Annotated in this window: 24 protein-coding genes; 21 read left to right on the top strand and 3 right to left on the bottom strand. The window is 37.4% G+C overall.

Translation table 11 applies throughout. From position 1 onward, the window contains the following. The first annotated feature begins 16 nt into the window (after positions 1–16). From celB to IGM09_RS04740, 5 genes are read left to right on the top strand one after another with little or no spacing between them, the layout of a single operon-like run. Entirely contained in the window at positions 17–1372 is a 1356-nt protein-coding gene (celB, locus tag IGM09_RS04720) for a PTS cellobiose transporter subunit IIC (protein ID WP_033624912.1), read from the top strand. A 17-nt stretch (positions 1373–1389) separates the two neighbouring features. Next, the gene (locus IGM09_RS04725) at positions 1390–1908 is read left to right on the top strand and encodes a GrdB-related putative oxidoreductase (RefSeq protein ID WP_033624913.1); all 519 of its coding nucleotides are present in this window, start codon (positions 1390–1392) and stop codon (positions 1906–1908) included. A 36-nt stretch (positions 1909–1944) separates the two neighbouring features. Beyond that, entirely contained in the window at positions 1945–4407 is a 2463-nt protein-coding gene (locus tag IGM09_RS04730) for a helicase C-terminal domain-containing protein (protein WP_033624914.1), read from the top strand. Next, positions 4404–5369, top strand: coding sequence for an asparaginase (locus IGM09_RS04735; protein ID WP_002357976.1), 966 nt, complete (start codon positions 4404–4406; stop codon positions 5367–5369). Before IGM09_RS04730 ends, IGM09_RS04735 begins: the two co-directional genes overlap by 4 nt. A 21-nt stretch (positions 5370–5390) precedes the next feature. After that, positions 5391–6074, top strand: coding sequence for an HD domain-containing protein (locus IGM09_RS04740; protein ID WP_104846205.1), 684 nt, complete (start codon positions 5391–5393; stop codon positions 6072–6074). Between the two features lie 16 nt (positions 6075–6090). On the opposite strand, the gene IGM09_RS04745 is transcribed toward IGM09_RS04740, so the two are convergent. Further along, positions 6091–6585: a YajQ family cyclic di-GMP-binding protein gene (locus IGM09_RS04745; protein WP_002357974.1), complete on the bottom strand. Its 495-nt coding sequence runs from the start codon at positions 6583–6585 to the stop codon at positions 6091–6093. Between the two features lie 234 nt (positions 6586–6819). Here IGM09_RS04745 and IGM09_RS04750 point away from each other — a divergent pair, with 234 nt between their 5' ends. From IGM09_RS04750 to IGM09_RS04810, 13 genes are all read left to right on the top strand, one after another. Further along, a complete protein-coding gene (locus IGM09_RS04750; protein ID WP_002381974.1) occupies positions 6820–7776 on the top strand; it encodes a YitT family protein in 957 nt (318 codons plus the stop codon). Between the two features lie 202 nt (positions 7777–7978). Next, on the top strand, positions 7979–8848 hold the full coding sequence (locus IGM09_RS04755) for a class II fructose-bisphosphate aldolase (RefSeq protein WP_002357972.1): 870 nt from the start codon (positions 7979–7981) through the stop codon (positions 8846–8848). A 173-nt stretch (positions 8849–9021) separates the two neighbouring features. Then, positions 9022–10314, top strand: coding sequence for a UDP-N-acetylglucosamine 1-carboxyvinyltransferase (locus tag IGM09_RS04760; RefSeq protein WP_002357969.1), 1293 nt, complete (start codon positions 9022–9024; stop codon positions 10312–10314). Further along, complete coding sequence (rho, locus tag IGM09_RS04765; protein WP_002357968.1) at positions 10311–11603, top strand: transcription termination factor Rho; 1293 nt, start codon at positions 10311–10313, stop codon at positions 11601–11603. The genes IGM09_RS04760 and rho overlap by 4 nt, the downstream gene beginning before the upstream one ends. Positions 11604–11702: 99 nt before the next feature. Then, positions 11703–11972: a type B 50S ribosomal protein L31 gene (locus tag IGM09_RS04770; RefSeq protein WP_002357967.1), complete on the top strand. Its 270-nt coding sequence runs from the start codon at positions 11703–11705 to the stop codon at positions 11970–11972. 316 nt (positions 11973–12288) lie between these two features. Further along, positions 12289–13401 (top strand): teichoic acid biosynthesis protein TagB, encoded by a 1113-nt coding sequence (tagB, locus tag IGM09_RS04775; protein WP_010823587.1) that lies wholly within the window; start codon positions 12289–12291, stop codon positions 13399–13401. Continuing rightward, the gene (locus tag IGM09_RS04780) at positions 13391–14137 is read left to right on the top strand and encodes a WecB/TagA/CpsF family glycosyltransferase (RefSeq protein ID WP_002360559.1); all 747 of its coding nucleotides are present in this window, start codon (positions 13391–13393) and stop codon (positions 14135–14137) included. The genes tagB and IGM09_RS04780 overlap by 11 nt, the downstream gene beginning before the upstream one ends. Beyond that, positions 14138–14731, top strand: a complete 594-nt coding sequence (locus IGM09_RS04785) for a hypothetical protein (RefSeq protein ID WP_010775745.1) — start codon at positions 14138–14140, stop codon at positions 14729–14731. A 52-nt stretch (positions 14732–14783) separates the two neighbouring features. Then, positions 14784–15194 carry a glycerol-3-phosphate cytidylyltransferase gene (gene tagD, locus IGM09_RS04790; protein WP_002384695.1) on the top strand — a complete coding sequence of 137 codons (411 nt, stop codon included), beginning with the start codon at positions 14784–14786 and terminating at the stop codon, positions 15192–15194. 138 nt (positions 15195–15332) lie between these two features. Further along, a complete protein-coding gene (locus tag IGM09_RS04795; protein WP_010775746.1) occupies positions 15333–16394 on the top strand; it encodes a DUF916 and DUF3324 domain-containing protein in 1062 nt (353 codons plus the stop codon). After that, positions 16387–16599, top strand: a complete 213-nt coding sequence (locus IGM09_RS04800; RefSeq protein WP_002357965.1) for a hypothetical protein — start codon at positions 16387–16389, stop codon at positions 16597–16599. Before IGM09_RS04795 ends, IGM09_RS04800 begins: the two co-directional genes overlap by 8 nt. Before the next feature lie 226 nt (positions 16600–16825). After that, positions 16826–17704, top strand: coding sequence for a fructokinase ScrK (scrK, locus tag IGM09_RS04805; RefSeq protein WP_002357964.1), 879 nt, complete (start codon positions 16826–16828; stop codon positions 17702–17704). 90 nt (positions 17705–17794) lie between these two features. Beyond that, positions 17795–18043, top strand: coding sequence for a YtxH domain-containing protein (locus IGM09_RS04810; protein ID WP_002357962.1), 249 nt, complete (start codon positions 17795–17797; stop codon positions 18041–18043). 57 nt (positions 18044–18100) lie between these two features. Here the strand turns inward: IGM09_RS04810 and nfsA are convergent, their stop codons facing one another. Both nfsA and IGM09_RS04820 read right to left on the bottom strand, forming a co-directional pair. Continuing rightward, positions 18101–18835 (bottom strand): oxygen-insensitive NADPH nitroreductase, encoded by a 735-nt coding sequence (gene nfsA, locus IGM09_RS04815; protein ID WP_002360554.1) that lies wholly within the window; start codon positions 18833–18835, stop codon positions 18101–18103. An 83-nt stretch (positions 18836–18918) separates the two neighbouring features. Then, positions 18919–19377 carry an S-ribosylhomocysteine lyase gene (locus IGM09_RS04820; protein WP_002357960.1) on the bottom strand — a complete coding sequence of 153 codons (459 nt, stop codon included), beginning with the start codon at positions 19375–19377 and terminating at the stop codon, positions 18919–18921. Positions 19378–19583: 206 nt separating this feature from the next. On the opposite strand from IGM09_RS04820, the gene IGM09_RS04825 reads away from it, so the two are divergent. From IGM09_RS04825 to IGM09_RS04835, 3 genes are read left to right on the top strand one after another with little or no spacing between them, the layout of a single operon-like run. After that, positions 19584–20651, top strand: coding sequence for an aspartate-semialdehyde dehydrogenase (locus tag IGM09_RS04825; RefSeq protein WP_010775747.1), 1068 nt, complete (start codon positions 19584–19586; stop codon positions 20649–20651). Positions 20652–20684: 33 nt separating this feature from the next. Next, on the top strand, positions 20685–21557 hold the full coding sequence (gene dapA / locus IGM09_RS04830; RefSeq protein WP_002357957.1) for a 4-hydroxy-tetrahydrodipicolinate synthase: 873 nt from the start codon (positions 20685–20687) through the stop codon (positions 21555–21557). Between the two features lie 30 nt (positions 21558–21587). Then, on the top strand, positions 21588–23276 hold the full coding sequence (locus IGM09_RS04835; protein ID WP_002375145.1) for a ribonuclease J: 1689 nt from the start codon (positions 21588–21590) through the stop codon (positions 23274–23276). Positions 23277–23389: the final 113 nt, after the last annotated feature.

The raw sequence follows: 23389 nt of genomic DNA on the forward strand, positions 1-23389 counted from the left end.
GATAGGAGTGACGACCGTGCAAAAATTTTTGGATTGGTTAGAGCGCGTATTGACCCCTTTGGCAAAAGTGATAGGAGAAAATAAGTATTTAGTAGCGATTCGTGATGGCTTCCTTTTATCAACACCCTTGTTGATTGTTGGTTCGGTCTTCTTATTAATTGCTAATTTTCCTTTGCCACAATGGGATACTTGGATGTCTCATTTTCTTGGTAAAGACTGGGCGACAATGATGTCTGTTCCAGCTAGTGCTAGTTTTGATGTAATGACCATTCTGGCCGTTGTCGGTATTGCCTATAGTTTAGGGAAACAATTCAATGTGGATGCAATGCAAGCAGGAATTATCGCATTGGTTTCATTTTTTATTGTAACGCCTTATCAAACATTATTTACACCGGAAAATAGTTCAAAGGTTTATGAAGTTACTAGTTTACCTTTAAAATGGATGGGTTCCAGTGGCTTGTTTTTAGGAATGATTGTCGCATTAATTGCGACTCGTTTATTTGTGGCCATTGTTCGTAAAGGGTGGACAATAAAAATGCCAGAAGGAGTGCCACCAACAGTGGTTAAGTCTTTTGAGGCCCTGATTCCGAGTTTTTTAGTTGTTACTCTCATGTTTTTAGTCAATTGGCTGGCTGCTTTAACTCCTTATGGTAATTTACAAGATGTTATTTTTGAATTTCTACAAACGCCCTTATTGAGTCTTGGTAATACCTTAGGTGCGATGAGCATTGCTTATTTATTTTTACACTTCTTTTGGTTCTTTGGCATTAACGGAGGTAGCGTGGTTGGCGCAGTCTTTAATCCTGTTTTGCGGGCATTGTCTGTTGAAAATTTACAAGCATTTAAAGACGGTCATGAAATTCCCAACATCATCACTGGACAATTTCAAGATATGTTTGCAACATTTGGTGGCGCCGGTTCCACACTCTCATTAATCATTGTGATGGTCTTATTCTGTAAAAGTCAACGGATTAAAAAGCTTTCGCAACTTTCACTAATTCCTGGTGTTTTTGGGATTAACGAACCAATCATTTTTGGGTTGCCAATTGTTTTAAATCCAATCCTTTTAATTCCATTTGTCTTAGTACCCGCAATTAATATTATTATTGCCTATTTTGCTATGGATTGGGGCTTAGTTCCATTGACGAACGGTATTCAATTGCCGTGGACGACTCCGCCAATTATCTCAGGATTTTTAGTCAGCGGTTGGCAAGGATCAATTCTGCAAGCTCTCTTATTGGTACTAGGAATGTTCATTTATTATCCTTTTATTCGAGTTATGGATGACCAATATTTACGTGAAGAATGGAAAGCACAAGAAGAAGAGAGTGAAGAAATTGATTTTGATTCCTTTGACTTCGATGATTTATAAAAAAGGAGGAAATAGGCGTGAAAAAAATCCTTTTAGTCTTAAACCACAGTTTAGCAGGATTTGGCAGTGATGAACAAGCTCAGCTGAAACCAAGTGGTAAAAAAGCTCCCTTAGGTCCAGGGGTAACATTGCTACCATTTTTACAGAAGCAAGGAGCGGAAATTGTTGCGACACTTTATTGTGGTGACCAATATTATTTGGAAAACGAGGAAGAGGTAGCAAAGAAATTTATTGGCTTTGCAAAAAAGTTTCATGCCGATGCGGTTCTTTGCGGACCTGCCATGCATTATCCTAATTTTGGAGAAATGGCTGCTCGTCTAGCTTGTAAGTTTAATGCTGTAGGCATTCCTGCAATTGCAGCGATGGCAGAAGAAAATCCAGCAGTTAGTCACTATTATCAGCAAGTACCGATTGTGAAGATGCCCAAAAAGGGCGGCATTGGTTTAAATAATTCGTTTAAACAAATGGCGCAATTGGTCGTGGCAAAAGCAAATGGAAAAGAAACCAAACAGTTAGAAGAAACAAGTTGTTTTTAATTGATGATAATCTAAAGAGAAATCCAGAATGAACGCATGATTGTGTTCGTTTTGGATTTTTTGCTTTTGTTTAGCGAATGTATGTTCTATAATAGGGAGGCAGATAGGTGGGATTACGTGAAATCAACGAGAAAAATTGCGGTGCGTCAAGTGGTCGAATTTATTTTAAGGCGGGGAAGTATCGATTCTCGCCATGTGAGTGAACATACACCACAAGAAGGTAGTCGCCTTCATCGAATGCTGCAAAAGGAAGCGGGGAGCCTTTATCAAAAGGAAGTATCTTTAAAAATTGAGGTGCCTTTAAATGGCCATAATTATTGTGTAGAAGGTCGTGCAGACGGCATTTTTGTGAAAGAAACTGGGCAAGTGGTCATTGATGAAATTAAAACATCCGAACCAGCGTTTGAAGAATTGCCGCCAGAAAAGGTCGAATTGTTTTGGTATCAAGCGATGTGTTATGGTCACATGTATTGCCAACAAGAACAACTTTCTGAAATAACGCTGCAACTCACTTATTATCAGACCACCACAAAACAAATCACACGACAAGAACGCCATTTTACAGAAGCTGCATTAGCGGAGTTTTTTACTGATTTGATGAGGCGCTATGAACAGTGGGTAATTTTTAAAGAAGAATGGCGTATTTTGAGAAATAAATCATTAAAAAATCTTAGTTTTCCTTACGGGGAGTATCGCAAAGGGCAACGAGAATTGGCGGTAGCCGTCTATAAAACAATTCTTAGTAAACAGCGGCTCTTCGTGGAAGCACCAACTGGAACAGGCAAGACAATGTCCACTCTTTTTCCAGCAATGAAAGCAATTGGTGAAGAAGAAGGTGAACGGATTTTTTATTTAACAGCTAAGACCATCACGCGGCAAGTGGCTGAAGATGCCGTCAAAGCGCTGTCCGAAAAACAAGCGCAAACTAAGAGTATTACGTTAACAGCAAAAGATAAAATTTGTTTTTTAACTGAACGAAATTGTACACCAGAACATTGCCCGTTTGCTGACGGCTATTATGATCGTTTAAATGAGGGACTGTGGGATTTATTGCAACATGAAAATCATTTAACGAGAGAGGTTATTGAACGGTATGGACAAAAGCACCAATTGTGTCCATTCGAGTTGTCGCTAGATGCAAGTCTTTGGTGTGATTTAATTATTGGCGATTACAATTATCTATTTGATCCAACGGTTTATTTACGGCGCTTCTTTGAAGAACCCCAAAGTGCAGAAGAGAATATTTTTTTAGTGGATGAAACCCATAATTTGGTTAATCGTTCACGGGAGATGTATTCGGCCGCTATTTCTAGGAATGCGGTTTTGCAAATTCAAAAAAGATTGCAAAAAGAATCTGTTCAATTAAAAAGAGCTTGTCAAAAAGTCTTAACTACGTTTGATGATATTGAAGCAATCTGTGAAGAAAAAGACACGGATTTTTTTGCCCAACGTGCGCCAATTGATTCATTAGTTAAACAGATACATCGATTAACAGAAGTAATTGCAGAATGGTTGCCAGAAAATCAACACATTGAGGAATTGGCGTCGATTCTCAGTTTTTATTTTGATTGTTTAAGTTATCTTCGAATCAGCGAGTATTACGACAACGGCTTTTATACGTCTATTTCTTTGCGAAACTATGACTGCGTTGTGAAACAATTTTGTGTCGATCCGGCTTATTTATTGTCACAACGATTAGATAAAGGGAAAGCGAGTATCTTATTTTCGGCAAGTTTAACACCTCTGAATTATTATCAAGAAGTGCTTGGTGGAGGTGAAGAAAGCCTACGTTATCGGATTCCGTATCCTTTTCCAGAAGAAAATCAATTGTTGATGATCGGTAGTCATCTTCAAACAACCTATAAAAACCGTGAAAAAAGTTATCCACAGATTAGTGAACTTTTAGGGAAGTTAAGTGAAACAAAAACAGGCAACTATTTAATTTTCTTTCCTTCCTACGCCTATATGGATGATGTCTATCAAGTATTTAGCCAACGTTACCCGCAAGTAAAAACTCAAATTCAGGGAACGGACTTAAACGAAAAAGAGCGAGAAGCATTTTTAGCTGAATTTAAAGAGAATCCTCAAGAAACTTTCATCGGTTTTTGTGTTTTAGGTGGTATATTTTCAGAAGGAATTGACTTGAAAGGTACCCGATTGATTGGTACGATAATTGTTAGTGTCGGGCTACCACAAATGAACCCAGAGCAAGAACTGATTCGCACGTTTTATCAAGAAGAGCGAGGGCAAGGGTTTCAATTTGCGTATCAAATTCCTGGTATGAATAAAGTCTTGCAAGCGGCTGGACGTGTCATTCGAGATGCGCAAGATAAAGGCTTTGTGTTGTTATTAGACGAACGATTTGAATTACCAAGTGTCCAGCGTTTCTTTCCGCCGCATTGGTTGGCGCATCGAAAGGCAAACACCAATGAACAACTCATTCAACAAGTGAAACAATTTTGGTTAAAAAATAAAGAAAATAAAGGAGGAAACAAATGAAGACCATTTTAGTCCTTCATACAGGTGGGACCATTTCCATGTCGAAAGTAGCAGGAGGAAGTGTTGCCCCGAATGAAAAAAATCCGTTGATGGAACAAGAAGCATTATTTTCTGGCAAGGTTCATTTAGTTGTCGAAGATATTTTTAATATTCCCTCACCACACATGACCTTAGAACGGATGTTTCAATTAAAAGAACGGATTCAAAAAGCTTATTCTGAACCAATTGATGGCGTGGTTATTACGCATGGAACAGATACATTAGAAGAAACAGCTTATTTTTTAGATATAACCTTAGAGAAAAAAATCCCCATTGTTTTAACAGGAGCAATGCGGTCAAGTAACGAAATCGGTAGTGATGGCTTGTATAATTTCATCAGTGCTATTTGGACTGCTTGTTCAGACGAATCGTACGATAAAGGTGTTTTAGTCGTGATGAATGATGAAATTCATACGGCGCGTTATGTGACAAAAACACATACAACGAACGTAGCAACGTTTCGGACGCCAACTTTTGGACCAATTGGAACCATTGCGAAAGAACGTGCTTTTTTTGCGAAAGAGGTCTTACCACAAGAAGTCTGCGATGTTTCTTCTGTGAAAGGAAATGTTCACGTAGTGAAGGCCTATGCGGGGATGGGTGAACGGATGTTTGAATTATTAAACACCCCAGAAACGGATGGGTTAGTAATTGAAGCGCTAGGCGCGGGTAATTTACCGCCAGAAACGCTCCCAGCATTACAAAAAATGCTAGATAACGGGATTCCAGTCGTTTTAGTTTCTCGTTGTTCTAATGGCATCGCTGAAGATATCTATGATTATGCTGGTGGTGGCGTTGGCTTGAAAAAAATGGGGGTCGTTTTTGCCCGTGGTTTAAACGGACCGAAAGCGCGGATTCGTTTAATTGTTGGTTTAAACAGCGAAAAAAATCCTGCAGAGTTAAAAGAATTTTTGGAACAGTAACTAATTTTAAGGAGAAAATAAATGAAGCTGTTTGAACGCATTCATCAAGATACTGAAATTCGACAAATTTATGATGCAATTGGTCAAATGGAAGATGAAGAAGCTGGGTGGGCATACCATAATTGGTTTCATGTAACCAATGTCGTAGCCATGACGGAAATGATTTTGAAACAACTTGCTGTTTCAGAGGAGTATTTAGAGGCGGCAAAAATTGCGGCACTGCTCCATGATGTGGGTGCGCTACAAGGAAAAGCAGGACATGCACTTCGTGGGAAACAATTTGCAGAAGCATATTTTCGTAAGCAAAAGATTTGTTTGCCTTATCAAGAAGAAATTTTATCTTCTATAGAAAATCATAGTAATGGCTTTGATTCGGAAGAGTTAATGACACTAGCGCTAATCATTAGTGATAAATTAGATATTACAACCTCTCGTGTTGCAAAGGCTGGTTATTTCGCGCCGGGAATGCGGCAACTTCAATTTTTAAAGAAAATTGAAATTATGCTTTCAGAACAAGAGGTTTGTGTCTCGTTTACGGCAGAAGAAGAACTGGATTTAGAAGAATTAAATGCGTTTTATTTTATGCCAAAGGTTTTCAAAGCAATTGCCGCTTTTTCAGAAAAAATCCAACGCCGACCAATCGTTTTATTGAATAATCAAGAATGGCCGGTACCAAAACTAAAAAATCCTTCAACTGTTCATTAACAGTTGAAGGATTTTTTTAGCGATAATTATTAAACTCAAGAGCCATTGGTAAATCTAATTCTCGTAAAAGAGCCATGACTTTTTGTAAATCATCCCGACTTTTTCCAGTTACCCGAATTTTGTCTTCTTGGATTTGTGACTTAACTTTAATACCAGAGTTTTTGATAGCTGTGTTGATTTTTTTCGCATTTTCTTTATCAATACCACTGATTAAATCACCATATTGGCGAGCAGTACCGCCTAAGGCTTTTTCACTTTCTGAGAAATGAATATTTTTAATCGGAACATTGCGTTTGACTAATTTTCCAAATAAAATATCCTTCACTTGCTCGACTTTATAATCATCTTCAGCTACGACTACTAGTTTATCGTTTTCCAATTTAATATCAGCAATTGACCCTTTAAAGTCAAAACGATTTTTCAATTCTTTCAAGGCAATTTGAATTGCGTTTTTGACTTCCTCCATATTGACCTCTGAAACTACATCAAAACTTGCTTCTTTTGCAGCCATGTAAAAACCTCCTAAAATATTCTTTGCTTCATCATATCATGAAATAGTAAAAAAGGTTAGGCTAGAATCATTTTGAATAGAGAAATAAGAAGATCAATTTTTAGGGATATCTTCTCGCATTCTTTCATGGAAACGTTGCAAAAAAATTTTTTTCAATGTTCGCTTTTAGCCCCTTTTCTTTTAGGATAGAACCTGTTATTCTAAGTCAGAAGAATAGCGAAGGAGCGAAGAAAAATGAGTCGATTGGTTAGTACTTACCAAAGGAATGAATCGATAAAAAAAATAGCAGTGATGGCGATAACCGCTTTAACTTCTGCGGTCGGTTTGAATTTCTTTTTGATTCCGGCAAAAGTTTTTTCGGCAGGGATGAACGGAATTGCGCAAATCATTGCTACATTATTATATACAAATTTAGGAATCCATATTAATACAGGGATCTTCATTTTATTTTTAAACATTCCCGTCTTCATTCTAGGGTTTGTAAAATTAGGGAAACAATCAACGATTCTTAGTTTCATCAATGTTATTGGTATTTCCGTTGTCACTATGTTTGTGCCAATCGTAACAGTCACTACGAATCCTTTGATGAACGCAATTATGGGTGGTGTCTTAGTCGGCGTTGGCGCAGGGCTTTCATTGAAAATGGGCTTTAACACTGGCGGCATGGACATTATTTCACTGATTCTTTCAAAAACAACAGGGAAAACCGTTGGTAATTTTATGTTCTTATTGAATGGTATTATTGTGCTGTTGGCTGGTTTTGTATTTAACTGGGAAAGTGCGTTGTATACTATTATTTCTATTTACTGTTTGAGTCAGGTGGTCGACATGATTCATACCAGTCACCAAAAAGTCACAGCAATGATTGTCACCACGAGACCAGAAGCTGTTGCCTTAGAAGTTTCTCAACAAATCGCTCGTGGCATGACCTTGTTGCCTTCAATCGGCGGCTATTCAGGTGCAGAAGGTCGGATGATTATGATGGTCATTACTCGCTACGAGCTCTATGATTTAGAACAAGCAGTTTACAGTATCGATGAGAATGCCTTTGTAAATATTTTACCAACACAATCGGTTTTAGGGCGTTTTGCCAATGAAGATGAACAACGGATTTTTCATAGTACAGGAACATTTCCTGAGCTTCAATCCTACAAGGTGAAACGTTATCCACCAAAGAAAAAATTAAAATAGCAAGTCGGCCTTCAGGTCCCAAAGTCTTAACGGGAAAACTGGAGGTTTTTTTATAAAAATGAAGGTTATGTGAAAGAATAGACAAAAATTTTCTGAAAAAGGGAATTTTACTAGAAAAGTGTCAGGAATTCTGCTAAAATAGAACCGTTGGTTAGGGAACACCTAACAAATAAAGTTTTTAAAAACTTAGGAGGAATTTTTTATGCCAGTAGTATCAGGAGCAGAATTCTTAAAAGCAGCACGTAAAGGCGGCTATGCAGTAGGTGGTTATAACACAAATAACTTAGAATGGACACAAGCGATTTTAGAAGCAGCAGAAGCTAAAAAAGCACCAGTTCTAATCCAAACATCAATGGGCGCTGCTAAATACATGGGCGGCTACAAAGTAGCTAAAGACATGATTACTAATTTAGTAGACTCAATGAATATCACAGTTCCAGTAGCAATTCACTTAGACCACGGTGACTACGAAGCTGCTTTAGAATGTATCGAAGTTGGCTATACTTCAATCATGTTTGATGGTTCTCACTTACCATTCGAAGAAAACTTAAAATTAGCGAAAGATGTAGTTGAAAAAGCTCACGCTAAAGGTATTTCTGTCGAATGTGAAGTTGGTTCAATCGGTGGTGAAGAAGACGGAATCATCGGTACTGGCGAATTAGCTGATATCGAAGAATGTAAACAAATGGTTGCTACAGGTATTGACTACTTAGCATGTGGTATCGGTAACATCCATGGTCAATATCCAGAAAACTGGAAAGGTTTAGCATTTGATCACTTACAAGCAATTGCTGAAGCTGTCGGTTCTGATGTACCTCTAGTATTACACGGAGGTTCTGGTATTCCTCAAGAACAAATTGAAAAAGCAATTTCAATGGGTATCTCAAAAGTTAACGTAAATACAGAATTCCAATTATCATTCGCTAAAGCAACGCGCGAATATATTGAAGCTGGTAAAGATTTAGAAGGTAAAGGATTTGACCCTCGTAAATTATTAGCACCAGGTAAAGCTGCAATCATCAAAGATGCAGAAGAACACATTGATTGGTTCGGTTCAGCTAACAAAGCTTAATCAACTAGTTACGTTAAAGACAGCCACAGCACGTGGCTGTCTTTTTTATTTTTTGTTATTTTTTCATTCTATTAAAATACCTGAGAAGTTTTCTTTTTTCTTAAGCTTGATTATGATAGAATGATTGGGTAGTTTATTTAGAAAACGTATATTACAGATAGGTGAGAATATAAATGAAAAAAATCGTAATCAATGGGAATCGTCCATTAAAAGGCGAAGTAACCATTAGCGGCGCCAAAAATAGTGTGGTCGCTTTAATTCCAGCTGCTATTTTAGCAGATTCGCCCGTGACTTTAGATGGCGTTCCTGACATTCAGGATGTTCACTCATTAATTGAAATTTTAGAAATTATGGGTGCTAAAATTACTTTTGAAAATAATACATTAATTATTGACCCAACAGAAGTTGTTTCTGTGCCTATGCCAAAAGGAAAAATCAATAGCTTACGTGCGTCCTATTATTTTATGGGCTCACTTCTTGGTCGATTTGGGGAAGGCGTTGTCGGCTTACCTGGCGGTTGTTACTTAGGACCTCGTCCAATTGATTTACATATCAAAGGATTTGAAGCATTAGGCGCTCATGTAACCAACGAACATGGGGCGATGTACTTGAGAACAGACGAAGCTGGCTTACAAGGAACCCGAATTTTTATGGATATGGTATCTATTGGCGCTACAATCAATGTCATGTTAGCCGCAGTTAAAGCCAAAGGCAAAACGATTATTGAAAATGCTGCGCGTGAGCCAGAAATTATTGATATTGCTACATTATTAAATAACATGGGTGCAAAAGTCCGAGGAGCTGGAACGGACGTTATTCGGATTGAAGGTGTCGAAGAATTACATGGTTGTCGTCACTCGATTATTCCAGATCGAATTGAAGCTGGGACTTATTTAGCTATGGCAGCAGCTATGGGTGAAGGAATCAAAGTTCGAAATGTTATTTATGAGCATTTAGAAAGCTTCATTGCGAAATTGCAAGAAATGGGCGTTAAGATGACAATTGAAGAAGACATGATTGAAGTTCATCCGTCACATGATCTGAAAATGACGACGGTGAAAACCTATCCGTATCCTGGTTTTGCCACAGACTTGCAACAACCGTTAACGCCATTACTTTTAAAAGCGCAAGGAACTGGTGAAATTATTGATACGATTTATGCTCAACGAAATAAGCATATCCCTGAGTTAGTGCGGATGGGGGCTGATGCTTCGGTTGAAGGCAATATGATTATTTTAAATGGCCCAAATCAATTACATGGTGCAGAAGTAGTCGCCTCTGATTTACGGGCAGGTGCGTGCCTAGTCACTGCCGGCTTGATGGCTGAAGGTACGACCACAATTTATAATGTAGAATATATTTTACGTGGGTACGACCACATTATCGAAAAGTTAACTGCTTTAGGCGCTGATATTCAAATGCTAGAAACCGAAGAACAAGAAGGTCCGTTTGAGGTGGATCAATGAGCGACTATTTAACAATGGCTGAATTGGAAAACAGTACGTTAAAAGATATTTATGCGTACGCGAAAGAGTTTAAAATTCCTTATTATAGCCAAATGAACAAAAAAGAATTGTCTTTAGCTGTGATTCGTGCACAAGCTGAGAAGCAAGGGTTTTTCTTCATGGAAGGAATTTTAGATATTGTTTCTCAGGATGGTTATGGCTTTTTGCGGCCAATTAATTATGGACCAAGTGCAGAAGACATTTATATTTCTTCTTCTCAAATTCGTCGTTTCGGATTGAGAAATGGGGACAAAGTAGCTGGCAAGGCGCGTCCGCCAAAGGAATCAGAACGTTACTATGGACTCATGCATGTTGAAAGTGTCAATGGGAAAGATCCTGAAGAAGCGAAAGAGCGGCCACATTTTCCAGCGCTAACACCGTTGTATCCTGAAAAACAATTAACGTTAGAAACAACGGCTGGCAGATTATCAACACGAATGATTGATGTATTTGCCCCAATTGGTTTTGGGCAACGTGGTTTAATTGTAGCGCCGCCAAAAGCGGGAAAAACAAGTGTTTTAAAGGAAATTGCTAATGGGATTACAGAAAATCATCCTGATGTGGAATTGATTCTGTTGTTAATTGACGAGCGTCCTGAAGAAGTGACTGATTTAGAGCGAAGCGTTAAAGGCGATGTGGTTTCTTCAACTTTTGATCAACAACCACAAAATCATACGCGAGTTGCTGAATTGGTTCTGGATCGAGCAATGCGCTTAGTTGAAGACAAACGGGACGTAGTTATTTTAATGGACAGCATCACTCGTTTAGCAAGGGCCTATAATTTAGTGGTCCCGCCTAGTGGTCGAACCTTAAGTGGCGGAATAGATCCAGCTGCGTTTTTCAAACCTAAACGATTTTTTGGTGCTGCTAGAAATATCGAAGAAGGGGGCAGTCTAACTATTTTAGCCACAGCATTGGTGGATACAGGTAGCCGAATGGATGATGTCATCTATGAAGAATTCAAAGGCACAGGCAATATGGAGCTCCATTTATCTCGTGAATTAGCAGAGCGCCGTATTTTCCCAGCAATTGATATTAAAAAATCAAGTACGCGAAAAGAAGAGTTGTTAATGACACCAGAACAACTAGAAGAAACGTGGAAATTGAGAAATAATATGTCAGGAGACTCGCTGGAATATACGGATCAATTCATAAAAATGTTAAAACGGACCCAAAATAATCAACAATTATTTGAAGTTTTCCATGATGTTTCGTTTGGCAAACAAATTAAAAGAAATCCAAAAAGATAATTGCATACCAACTGAAAACATGGTAAGATAGCATTGTTGTATACCGACAAAATAACTCTGATACAGCAAATGGATCAGGGCAAAGGAGCGAAAAAACGTATGAAACAAGATATCCATCCAAATTACCAACCAGTAGTATTCATGGATTCAACAACAGGTTTCAAATTCCTTTCAGGTTCAACTAAAGGATCTTCAGAAACTGTTGAATGGGAAGATGGCAACACTTATCCATTATTACGTGTTGAGGTTACTTCAGACTCACACCCATTCTACACTGGTCGTCAAAAATTCACACAAGCCGACGGACGTGTGGACCGTTTCAACAAAAAATACGGTCTCAAAGACGAAAACGCAAATCCAGACGCATAGTCTTTCAAAACATTGTTATGACAAGGTTTATAGAGGTTTTCCACTGTGGTGGGAAACCTCTATTTTTGTTGGATAGGCAGTTTTAAATTCAGAGAAATTATTTAAATATTATTTTATTTAACTGAAAGTATAGCTAGTCCGTATACCGTATAATTTAAATTATTTGGATAGTATACATATTGTAAAGTGCAATTGTCTTTTTAGAATCTTTAAGGTATAATTTGTTTTAATGAGTTTATATGTAAGCTTTTTCTTTTTAAAGACTTTGATCATATCTTTTTTATAAGAAAACTATTGGTTGTGAAAGGATATAAAAGTGCTAAAACAATTGTACTTAACAGTATTAAGACGGAGACCATACAAACATAAAAAAGTAAAAATTGTGTACATAATGAGTTTCCCAAGAAATGATGGACATTTAATTGAACAATTAGAACAACACTATCACGGAATGATAATAGTACTTTATACAAAAAATTGTCAATCATATGCAGCATCCTTAAACCAAAAAGGCATAAAGACGATACTTTTTGATAAGAAGACTTTGTTGATTACAACGGCGATTTCATACTTGAAGTCAGCCCCTCTGATTTTTGTAGATAATTATTTTCCAGAATTGGCAATTTTAAAAAAAAAGCAAGTAGTTATCCAATTATGGCATGCTAATGGGGCTTTAAAACAGTTTGGCTGGGGTGCTTATCACACGAAACATAGAAGTAGCAAGGATCAAATCAGGTTTCAAAAAGTTTACGATAAAATGAATTATTTTATCGTTAATTCACTAAAAATGGAAGCAATTTTTAGAAACAATTATCGTCTCGAGAATGCTCAATTTTGTCATTTTGGTTCGCCGCGTCTTGCTTATCTTGAAAAATTAGAGGTAGGAGAAACAAATCAGAATAATAAAGTTTTATATGCACCAACTTACCGAGAGGGAATGAATGAAATGATGCTTGTGATAAATCAAGCAATAAAGGCTTTTTCTGCTATGCCAAATTTTCATTTTTATATGAAATTACATCCATCAATCCAGTTAGATGCCATTGAACTACCGAGAAATGTTTCTATTTGGGAAAAGCATATTTTTGAAAGCTTTAGTGAAATAGGCTACTTGATTACTGATTATTCGAGTGTGGTCTTTGAATACATGCATGTTAAAGAGCAACCGAATATTTTATTTTTTTGTCCAGATTTAGAAAAATATGCATTAAATCCTGGAATTGAGCCTGATTTTTTTGAATATTTACCAGGACCGTTAGTTGAAAATGAAAAACAGTTGATTGTGGCATTGTCAAATTTTTCAATAAATAGTTATAAAGATAATATTGCTAGAATTAACGAAGAATGGAATCAATATCAGTCAAAAGAGACCATTAATAAAATAGTAGAGTTGGTAGAGAGAATCTTGGGGGGATTTTGTGAAAAGTAAGGTACGCACTGAATATATTGGGGGATTACCAGTTGACGTATTAACACATCAAGAAATTATGGATGACTTAGAAAGTTATCTCAAAGCTAAAGAGAAAATGATTGTAACTAGCGTTAATCCGCAGATTTCATTGTTAGCATTTGAACATCCAGAAGTTAAGTTATATTTGAAAAGAGCAACTCATCGGATTGCAGATGGGATAGGTGTGGTCAAGGCATCGAAGCTAATGGGTGGGTCTATTCGTGAAAGAGTTACAGGAATTGATGTCATGGATAATTTTTTAGAGTATGCAAATCAACATAAGGAACGAATCTTCTTGTATGGTGCAAAGCAAGAAGTAGTTGAAGCAGCAGCTAAAAATATTCAACGACAATATCCAGGGATTGTTATTAGCGGTATTTTACATGGCTATACAAAGAAAAAACAGCAAGAAATTGTGGAACAAATTAACAAAGCTGAACCAAGGTTTGTCTTTGTAGCATTAGGTTCACCGAAACAAGAGATTTTTTTGGAACAAACAATTGATCACCTGACAGCTAATGTATTTTTAGACGTAGGCGGTACTTTTGACGTATTAGCTGGATCAGTCAAAAGAGCGCCAGAATTTTATATAAATCACAATTTGGAATGGTTATATCGTTGTTTGACAATGAAGAGATACGATCGGTTAATGCAAATTCCTAAATATATTTATTTGACTATTAAGTATCGGAACAACAAGTCTAGGGGGCAGTAAATGATTATTTTGTTTATTTGGGAAAATGACGTAGACACAACTTTTTATATCGTAAAAATAGGGAAAGATGAGAAGTTCATTTTACGAGTACCACCTATTCACAAACTAAGTAAATTTGTTCAAAATAATCAATGGAATAGTTTGATAGAAGAATTAAGAAAATTGTCTTCATATGAAGTAACTGAGTACATAATTATAAAAAAAGCAATGCTTTTTTCGTATCTTTTTGAAGACGATAAAGAAATTGTTATTTCAAATCAAAGCGAGCGGCATCTAATAGATCAAAATGGCAAAGAATGGTTTTTACCAAAAGGAAAAGTTGCTGTAAATCAAGAGGTGCTTGCAGAATATCTTCGTTTTAGTCATTCAGATGCTGAACGTTCATTTGAGCATCAGGAACACATTTTTCGTTTAACGAAAATTAAATTATTAAAAGATAAAAATCCGTTGAAATTGCAAAAGCAGTTAAAACAATTAAAAAAAGCTACAACAACGTCTTTCTCTATAAAATCTCTGAGTAAGTTATTACTAATCTATACTGCTACAGAAAATAAAAAATTTGATCGAAAAACCATCAAAGTCAATCAAGAGTAGCCTTTTTTCTATTCACAAAAATTGATAATTAACGAAGAAATATCAAAGTACAATGGAGGTTTTTATGAAAAAAATACTTACTTACGGCACATTTGACCTCCTGCACTATGGTCATATTAATTTGTTGAAAAAAGCGAAACAACAAGGGGACTACCTGATTGTTGGACTTTCAACAGATGCTTTTAATTTAGAAAAAAAGAAACAAAGTTATTTTTCATATGAAAAACGTAAACAATTATTAGAGGCAATTCGTTATGTTGATTTAGTTATTCCTGAAACTAGTTGGAAACAAAAAGTTTCCGATATTGCTGAATTTAAAATTGATACTTTAGTCATGGGCGATGATTGGCAAGGGGCTTTTGATTTTCTAGAAGTTGAAACAACCGCAAAGGTTCTTTATTTGCCACGAACGCCAGAAGTATCAACCACACAGATAAAAAAAGAATTATATTATAGTGAATAATAAAAAGTCTCCTTGGTATTTTTCAAGGAGACTTTTTTCAAGATTATCCTTCCTAAAAGTCAAAGATTGATCAGCATTGTTTCGCTGATTTGTTAGACTAGTAGGTACATTCAGCTTTATAAAGGAGATCTTGAAGAAATGAGTAGAAAAAAAGTCGGTGTTTTCTGTCTATTTCTGTTTTTCACATTTTTTATTATTGTTCCAAAAGTAGAAGCTACAGAAGAAATGAAGACTAAATTTACAGTAACGCCTGTTTTACCAGAAAATCAAGTGTCAGGAACATCTAGTTATTATGATTTAATTCTGGCACCAAAGCAATCTTCCACTATTGTCTTAGACATAAAAAATAAGACAGACGAAAAATTGTCCATCGTATTGACTCTAGCAAATGCATCAACAAATGATAATGGGTTGATTGTGTACAATGATTTTGATAAACCACTTGATTCATCGTTAAAGGTTCCGCTGACAGACTTGGTTACTTTAGAAAATGAGGAAGTGAGTGTGCCGCCTCATCAAACAGTATCAGCAAAGATGAAGGTGAAGGGACTTGATCAGCCTATCAAAGGAGTTGTTTTAGGCGGGGTTTACGCGCATCTCAAAGATGAAAAAGAGGAAGAGACCCAAACAACGGGCTTAACTAGTCGCTACGGGTTTAATGTTGCGATTGCCATGAGGAGTGCTGAGAATGCTCCTTTAACAGAGGTGAACCAACTGAAATTAGTGAAAGTAACACCTACAATTGCTTTAGGGGCCAAATCACTAAAGGCGGTCATTCAAAATCCGTATGCTGCTATTTTTCCAGAAGTTCGTTTAGAAGGTCAAGTGATAAAAAAAGGATCCTCTAAAAAAATTGCACAACGGACACTAAAAAATGTTCGCTTTGCCCCAAATAGTTCCATGAATTTTCATCTTGATTTGGGCAAACAACCGCTAGATGCTGGGACTTATATATTTACAGGACGTGCTATTTTACAACAAGATGAACAACAGTCTTGGCCTTTTCAACAAGAATTTACGATTAACACTCGTGAAGCAAAAAAATTGAATCAAGAAGCTACGGTCAAATGGGTCCTACCTACATGGTGGTTACCGACTTTCTACACGTTGTTAGTAATCACAATTGGGGCAATTTATAGTGTCATTTGGCGCAATAATTATCAAAAAACAAGCGAAAAGGAGAGTGAGAATAATGGCTAGTTGGTTTTGGTTGTCTGGCGGTTTAGCGGTCATTTGTTTTATGTTTTTCCTCTTTTCTTTGCTGACTAGTATGAGTTTTATTCAGCATGCAAAAGAACCCAGAAGTATTCTAAAAGAAACGCTTTTGAGTTGGTTAATGCTTTTACTTAGTGGTGGGTGGATTACAATCGGACTATTGTTATATTTTTCGCTAAAGAATCAATAAACAAAAAACGAGCATTCATTGTTAGATAACCGTGAATGCTCGTTTTTTTGTTTTAGGAAAATGCTCTTTAGCAACTTGCCAGATTTCATTGGGCAACCTGACTGAAATTGTTAAATTGTTCTGTCGAAACGACAAAAAAGTGGTAAACTAAACGTGTATGTTAGTTATTTAATCAAAAGTAATGTATCCGCTTACTTATAAAATGGAAACGAAGGAGCATATTGCAATGACAGAAAAACTTTTAGGAAGTATCGAAGCCGGTGGCACAAAATTTGTATGTGGCGTTGGGACAGATGATTTGACCATTGTGGAACGTGTCAGTTTTCCCACAACAACCCCAGAAGAAACAATGAAAAAAGTAATAGAATTTTTCCAACAATATCCTTTAAAAGCGATTGGGATTGGTTCGTTTGGTCCGATTGATATTCACGTTGATTCTCCTACGTATGGTTATATTACTTCTACACCAAAATTAGCTTGGCGTAACTTTGACTTGTTAGGAACTATGAAACAACATTTTGATGTGCCAATGGCTTGGACAACGGATGTGAATGCTGCGGCATATGGTGAGTATGTTGCTGGAAATGGGCAACATACATCTAGTTGTGTATATTATACAATTGGAACTGGTGTTGGCGCTGGAGCGATTCAAAACGGTGAGTTTATTGAAGGCTTTAGCCACCCAGAAATGGGGCATGCGTTAGTCCGTCGTCATCCTGAAGATACGTATGCAGGAAATTGTCCTTATCATGGAGATTGTTTAGAAGGGATTGCAGCAGGACCAGCAGTTGAAGGTCGTTCTGGTAAAAAAGGTCATTTATTGGAAGAGGATCATAAAACTTGGGAACTAGAAGCTTATTATTTAGCACAAGCAGCGTACAATACGACTTTATTATTAGCGCCAGAAGTGATTATTTTAGGTGGCGGCGTCATGAAACAACGTCATTTGATGCCGAAAGTTCGTGAAAAATTTGCTGAATTAGTCAATGGATACGTGGAAACACCGCCTTTAGAAAAATACTTGGTGACGCCTCTTTTAGAAGATAATCCAGGAACAATTGGTTGCTTTGCCTTGGCAAAAAAAGCTTTAATAGCTCAAAAATAACCATTTATTCGCAGTTCATGCATTATATTTGAAGGAAATGGCTAAGAATGATACTCTTATTATGTAATTAATTATTTAGGAGGGATTAGCATGGCAGATTTAAAAGGACGTTTTGACGATGCAAAAGATAAAGTAGAAGGTACTGCAAAAGAAGCGCAAGGCAAAGTTACGGATGATAAAGGCAAAGAACTTGAAGGAAAAGCTCAATCAACCTTTGCTGACGTAAAAGACAAAGCACGTGATGCCGGCGACGACCTTAAAGAAGGCGCTGAAAAATTAACTGATAAAGTTAAAGAAGGCTTTGAAGACTTAAAAGACAAATTTAGTAAAGATAAATAAAAATTAACAAAAGAGCGTGGGCTTACGTTATTTCAACGTAAGCCCACGCTCTTTTGTTTAGACATCAAATCCTTGTTTTTGCAAGAAAATTTTTACTTCTGGGCGACGATTATAAGAAAAATAGGACAAAGATTTCTGTGACCAATCCGCTGTTTGGGCGTTACTTGAGCGGCTGGCATAATAATCTTTTAATAATTCATCATATGTGTGCATATCTGTCAATTTGTCTGATTGGTAGTGATTTTCGCTTAAAATATTTTCAAAAGGCATCCGTGGTTTTACACCATTTAACGTTTCTGGTACACCGATTGTTAATCCGAAAAGTGGTACAGTTAATTCAGGCAAAGATAAGCGTTTGGCTACTGTGTCTAAGTCATTTCGAATGCCGCCAATATAACAAATCCCTAAATCCATAGATTCAGCCGCAATGGCCATGTTTTGCGCAGCAATCGTTGTATCAACGGCAGCTACTAATAATGATTCTGGTGTCTTTAAGGGTTCCAATGATTGCCCCTCTTTTGACAAAATCGTTGCATGACGATACAAATCAGCAACAAAAACATAGAACACACCAGTGTTAACGACATAGTCTTCACAATTCGCTAAACGTCCCAATTCTCTGCGTAGCTCAGGATCTTTGATTTCTATAATTGTATAAGCTTGTAAAAAATTGGAGCTTGATCCTGCTTGAGCTGCAGTAATTAACTGTTGTTTCTGCTTGTCCGTTAACGCTTGCTTTTTAAAATGACGAACGGAACGGTGACTTAGTAATTGTTCGATTGTTTGATTCATAAAAAACCTCCGTTTAAATTAAGAAAGAGAACAGAAAAACCCACAGCTTAATAGTGGGTTTCTCTGTCGTTAATTGCTAAAGATTACAGAATACGTTCAAATGGATCTAAACTAATTCCTTGGTCTAAGACGATTTTTGCGTATTCTTTCGCTGCAAATAAAGAATGATCTTTGTAGTTTCCGCACTCTTTTGCAGAGACTGCTGGAACAACTTCTGTATTGATTACTTTGTTTAAAACGTTGACTAATGCATCACGGATTTCTTGTGGTGAATGTTGATCCCACATAATCATATAAAAACCAGTGCGGCAACCCATTGGCGAAATGTCAATGATTCCTTTTAATTCATCACGCATGTTAACTGCTAATAAATGTTCCAACGTGTGTAATGCGCCTGTTGGTAGGGCATCTTTGTTTGGTTGTAAGAAACGTAAGTCATATTTTTCGACTAACGCATCACCATTTTGTTCTGTGCCAGCAAGGCGAACATATGGTGCTTTTACTGTGTTGTGATCTAATTCAAAACTTTCTACGCGTGCCATGAAATTTCGCTCCCTTTATAATTAAATTCGTTTTAACTATAACAAATTTAAGTCAAAAGTCAATGGATAGTCCTTTGATGGGTAATAGTTTTAAAATATCATGGGAAAATAAAAAAATCATTTTTTTGACTATGTAGGTTTTTTCAATACTATGGTAAAATAGGACAAGTAGCTTTTACAAGAAGGTAAGAGGGGAGTATGAAAATATGGAAAAAGAATATCATGTTGCCGTGGTAGGAGCAACAGGTGCTGTCGGGACAAGAATGATTGAATTGTTAGCAGAAACAAGTTTGCCAATTGCCAGTGTGAGGTTATTGGCGTCTAAGCGTTCTGCTGGACAAGAGATTCAGTTTAAAGGGCAACCTCTTATCGTGGAAGAATTAGTCCCGGAATCATTTGAAGGAATCGATTTAGCATTATTTAGTGCTGGTGGGAGTATTTCCGAAAAGTTTGCACCAGAAGCAGTTAAGCGCGGAGCTGTTGTTGTTGACAACACTAGCCATTTTAGAATGGCAAAAGATGTTCCTTTAGTTGTTCCAGAAGTGAACCCGGAAGCCTTGAAAAATCATCAGGGAATCATCGCAAATCCCAATTGTTCTACGATTCAAATGATGGTGGCCTTAGAACCAATTCGGCAAGCGTTTGGCTTAGAACGAATCATCGTTTCAACGTATCAAGCTGTGAGTGGCGCAGGTATCGGTGCGATTAATGAGCTAAAAGAACAAGCTGAAGATTTTTTAGAGGGAAAACCTGTCAGCGAATGGTCAGCTGAAATTTTACCAGCTGGCAGTGACGAAAAACATTATCCAATTGCTTTTAATGCGTTGCCTCAAATTGATGTTTTTTCAGAAGCAGGGTATACCTACGAAGAATGGAAAATGATGAATGAAACAAAAAAAATCATGGGAGACAACAAGCTAAAAGTCGTTGCCACCTGTGTCCGTATTCCGGTAATTTCAGGACATTCTGAGTCTGTTTATATAGAAGTGAAACAAGCAGATGCATCGGTCTCAGCCATCCAAGAATTAATGGCGCAAGCTCCAGGTGTAATTTTGCAAGATGAGCCAAGTGAACAACTATATCCACAAGCGCTAAATAGCGTCAACCAGAAAGAAACATTTGTCGGCCGTATTCGTCAAGACGTTGACGTGAAGAACGGTTTCCATTTATGGATTGTGTCAGACAACCTATTAAAAGGAGCTGCTTGGAACTCGGTCCAAATTGCTGAAACGCTACACGAAATGAATTTGCTTCGTGTACCTGAAAACGACTAGAAGGTTTGTATTGTATACTCGGGAGGGAATAGGATGGATTTAACGAATGCAACAATTATTACGGCAATGGTTACGCCGTTTCAAGAATCGGGAGAAATAGATTTTGATAAACTACCGCAATTGGTAGACTATTTATTGGCCAATCATACAGAAGGCGTTATTTTAGCAGGAACAACTGGTGAATCACCCACGTTAACTCATGAAGAAGAATTACAATTATTCCAGCGAATGATTGAACTGATTGATGGACGTATTCCGATTATTTGTGGTGTGGGTACGAATGATACACGTGACTCAGTCGCTTTTGTGAAAGAGTTAGCGACAATCGCTGGTATCGATGCTGTTTTGGCGGTTGTTCCTTATTATAATAAACCAAATCAAGAAGGTATGTATCAACATTTTAAAACCATCGCAGAAGCAAGTGAACTACCAATTATTTTGTACAATGTTCCTGGTAGAACGGCTGCATGTCTAGAAGTGGAAACTACTTTGCGCTTAGCACAATTGGAAAAAATTGTGGCAATTAAAGAATGTGCAGGGTTAGATGCAATTACTGAGTTGATTGAAAGAGCGCCAAAAGACTTTCTAGTGTATACTGGAGAAGACGGGTTGGCTTTTGCCACCAAGGCACTTGGCGGACAAGGGGTTATTTCGGTAGCCAGTCATGTCTTCGGTTCGTCAATGTATGAGATGTATCAAGCGCTGGAGCAGGGGAACTTGCCGGAAGCGGCTAAAATTCAACGACAGTTATTACCAAAAATGAACGCATTGTTTTCAGTGCCTTCACCGGCACCCGTGAAAGCGGCCTTAAATCATTTAGGTATTCCTGTTGGAAATTTACGTTTACCTCTAGTTGCTTGTACACCAGAAGAAGAGCAAAGAATTATTCGCACGTTAGAGATTTAAAGAACGTGTAATCATAGAGAGGTGAAAAGAGTGAGTACAATAAAAATCGTTCCATTAGGCGGCGTTCGTGAAAATGGAAAAAATATGTACGTTGCTGAAGTGGAAGATGAAATTTTTGTACTGGATTGTGGATTACAATATCCAGAGAACGAACTTTTAGGAATTGACGTTGTCATTCCGGATTTTACGTATTTAGAAGAAAATAGTGAACGAATTGCAGGGGTCTTTTTAACACATGGCCATGCAGATGCAATTGGGGCCTTACCGTATTTGCTTTCAAAAATTCAAGTGCCTGTTTTTGGGACAGAATTAACGATTGAACTAGCAAAACTAAGTGTCAACAGTCATGCGGAAACGAAGAAATTTAAAGATTTCCATGTGATTGACCCGCATACAGAAATTGATTTTGGTCAAGCAACGGTGAGCTTCTTTAAAACAACGCACACCATTCCAGATTCGATTGGTGTTAGCATCAAAACAAAAGAAGGCAACATTGTTTATACTGGTGATTTTAAATTTGATCAAAGTGCGATTGAGATGTATCAAACCGATTATGGCCGTTTGGCTGAAATTGGGAAAGAGGGCGTCTTGGCGTTACTTAGTGATTCATCAAATGCTGAAAACCCAGTCCAAGTTGCTTCCGAAGCCCAAATCGCTGATGAAGTGTTCGATACGATTCGCTATTGGGAAGGACGAATCATCGTGGCATGTGTGGCAAGTAATTTGCAACGGGTTCAACAAGTATTGAATGCAGCGGATCGTTCTGGTCGTAAAGTCGTTTTGACAGGCCAAGATTTTGAACGGATTATTCGGACGGCGATGAAATTGGAAAAATTACAATTGCCAAGCGAAGATCTATTAGTAAAACCAAAAGAAATGAAAAAATATGCACCTGAACAGTTATTAATTTTAGAAACAGGCCGGATGGGAGAACCTATTAAGTCACTTCAAAAAATGGCTAATAATACACATGGTGTCGTTCGAATTGAAGAAGGCGATTTAGTTTATATTACGACAACGCCGACAACGGCCATGGAAACAACGGTTGCCAAAACAGAGGATATTGTCTATCGGGCCGGTGCTACGGTGAAGCAAATTTCCGACAATTTACGTGTGTCTGGTCACGCTAATCCGAATGACTTGCAATTGATGCTGAACTTAATGAAACCAAAATATTTCATTCCTGTCCAAGGTGAATACCGTCAGTTAGCTGCGCATGCGGACTTAGCACACGAAATTGGCATGCCTTATAAAGATATCTTTATTACAGGTCGTGGGGACATTTTAGAGTATACAAAAGGTAGAATGTCGGTAGCTGGCAGCACAACGGCCGAAAATATTATGATTGACGGGATTGGTGTCGGCGATATTGGTAATATCGTTTTACGGGATCGTCGTATTCTTTCCGAAGATGGTATTTTTGTGGCTGTTGTGACAATTAATCGCCGAGAAAAACGAATTGTTTCACCAGCTAAAATTACTTCTAGAGGTTTTGTTTACGTTAAAACAAGTAAAGACCTAATGAAAGAAAGTAGCAATATTGTTACAGAAATTGTTGAAAAGCATTTAGAAAGTGACGATTTCGAATGGAGCAAACTGAAACAAGAAATCCGCGAAAACTTAAGCCGTTATTTATTTGAACAAACCAAACGTCGTCCTGTGATCTTACCAGTTATCATGGAAGCGACGCAACGCAAGCGTCCCAAAAATAACGCATAGTTCGTCCTGATAAAAGCAGGTGATTTTAGGAGAAATTCTTCTAAAGTCATCTGTTCTTTTTTGTAACTTTCTTCTATAAATATGGTACTATTAATCAGAGCGCTGAATAAAGG

The sequence above is a fragment of the Enterococcus sp. DIV0167 genome (assembly GCF_050541555.1).
Lineage (GTDB): Bacteria > Bacillota > Bacilli > Lactobacillales > Enterococcaceae > Enterococcus > Enterococcus faecalis.

Excerpts from the sequence above, each read along its gene's own strand:
- IGM09_RS04770 (WP_002357967.1), top strand. The coding sequence starts at position 11,703 with ATGAAACAAGATATCCATCCAAATTACCAACCAGTAGTATTCATGGAT.
- tagD (WP_002384695.1), top strand. The coding sequence starts at position 14,784 with ATGGAGGTTTTTATGAAAAAAATACTTACTTACGGCACATTTGACCTC.
- IGM09_RS04740 (WP_104846205.1), top strand. The coding sequence starts at position 5,391 with ATGAAGCTGTTTGAACGCATTCATCAAGATACTGAAATTCGACAAATT.
- scrK (WP_002357964.1), top strand. The coding sequence starts at position 16,826 with ATGACAGAAAAACTTTTAGGAAGTATCGAAGCCGGTGGCACAAAATTT.
- IGM09_RS04745 (WP_002357974.1), bottom strand. The coding sequence starts at position 6,585 with ATGGCTGCAAAAGAAGCAAGTTTTGATGTAGTTTCAGAGGTCAATATG.
- IGM09_RS04800 (WP_002357965.1), top strand. The coding sequence starts at position 16,387 with ATGGCTAGTTGGTTTTGGTTGTCTGGCGGTTTAGCGGTCATTTGTTTT.
- IGM09_RS04760 (WP_002357969.1), top strand. The coding sequence starts at position 9,022 with ATGAAAAAAATCGTAATCAATGGGAATCGTCCATTAAAAGGCGAAGTA.
- IGM09_RS04730 (WP_033624914.1), top strand. The coding sequence starts at position 1,945 with ATGATTGTGTTCGTTTTGGATTTTTTGCTTTTGTTTAGCGAATGTATG.
- dapA (WP_002357957.1), top strand. The coding sequence starts at position 20,685 with ATGGATTTAACGAATGCAACAATTATTACGGCAATGGTTACGCCGTTT.
- IGM09_RS04795 (WP_010775746.1), top strand. The coding sequence starts at position 15,333 with ATGAGTAGAAAAAAAGTCGGTGTTTTCTGTCTATTTCTGTTTTTCACA.
- nfsA (WP_002360554.1), bottom strand. The coding sequence starts at position 18,835 with ATGAATCAAACAATCGAACAATTACTAAGTCACCGTTCCGTTCGTCAT.
- IGM09_RS04810 (WP_002357962.1), top strand. The coding sequence starts at position 17,795 with ATGGCAGATTTAAAAGGACGTTTTGACGATGCAAAAGATAAAGTAGAA.
- IGM09_RS04755 (WP_002357972.1), top strand. The coding sequence starts at position 7,979 with ATGCCAGTAGTATCAGGAGCAGAATTCTTAAAAGCAGCACGTAAAGGC.
- IGM09_RS04750 (WP_002381974.1), top strand. The coding sequence starts at position 6,820 with ATGAGTCGATTGGTTAGTACTTACCAAAGGAATGAATCGATAAAAAAA.
- IGM09_RS04785 (WP_010775745.1), top strand. The coding sequence starts at position 14,138 with ATGATTATTTTGTTTATTTGGGAAAATGACGTAGACACAACTTTTTAT.
- IGM09_RS04825 (WP_010775747.1), top strand. The coding sequence starts at position 19,584 with ATGGAAAAAGAATATCATGTTGCCGTGGTAGGAGCAACAGGTGCTGTC.
- IGM09_RS04820 (WP_002357960.1), bottom strand. The coding sequence starts at position 19,377 with ATGGCACGCGTAGAAAGTTTTGAATTAGATCACAACACAGTAAAAGCA.
- IGM09_RS04735 (WP_002357976.1), top strand. The coding sequence starts at position 4,404 with ATGAAGACCATTTTAGTCCTTCATACAGGTGGGACCATTTCCATGTCG.
- rho (WP_002357968.1), top strand. The coding sequence starts at position 10,311 with ATGAGCGACTATTTAACAATGGCTGAATTGGAAAACAGTACGTTAAAA.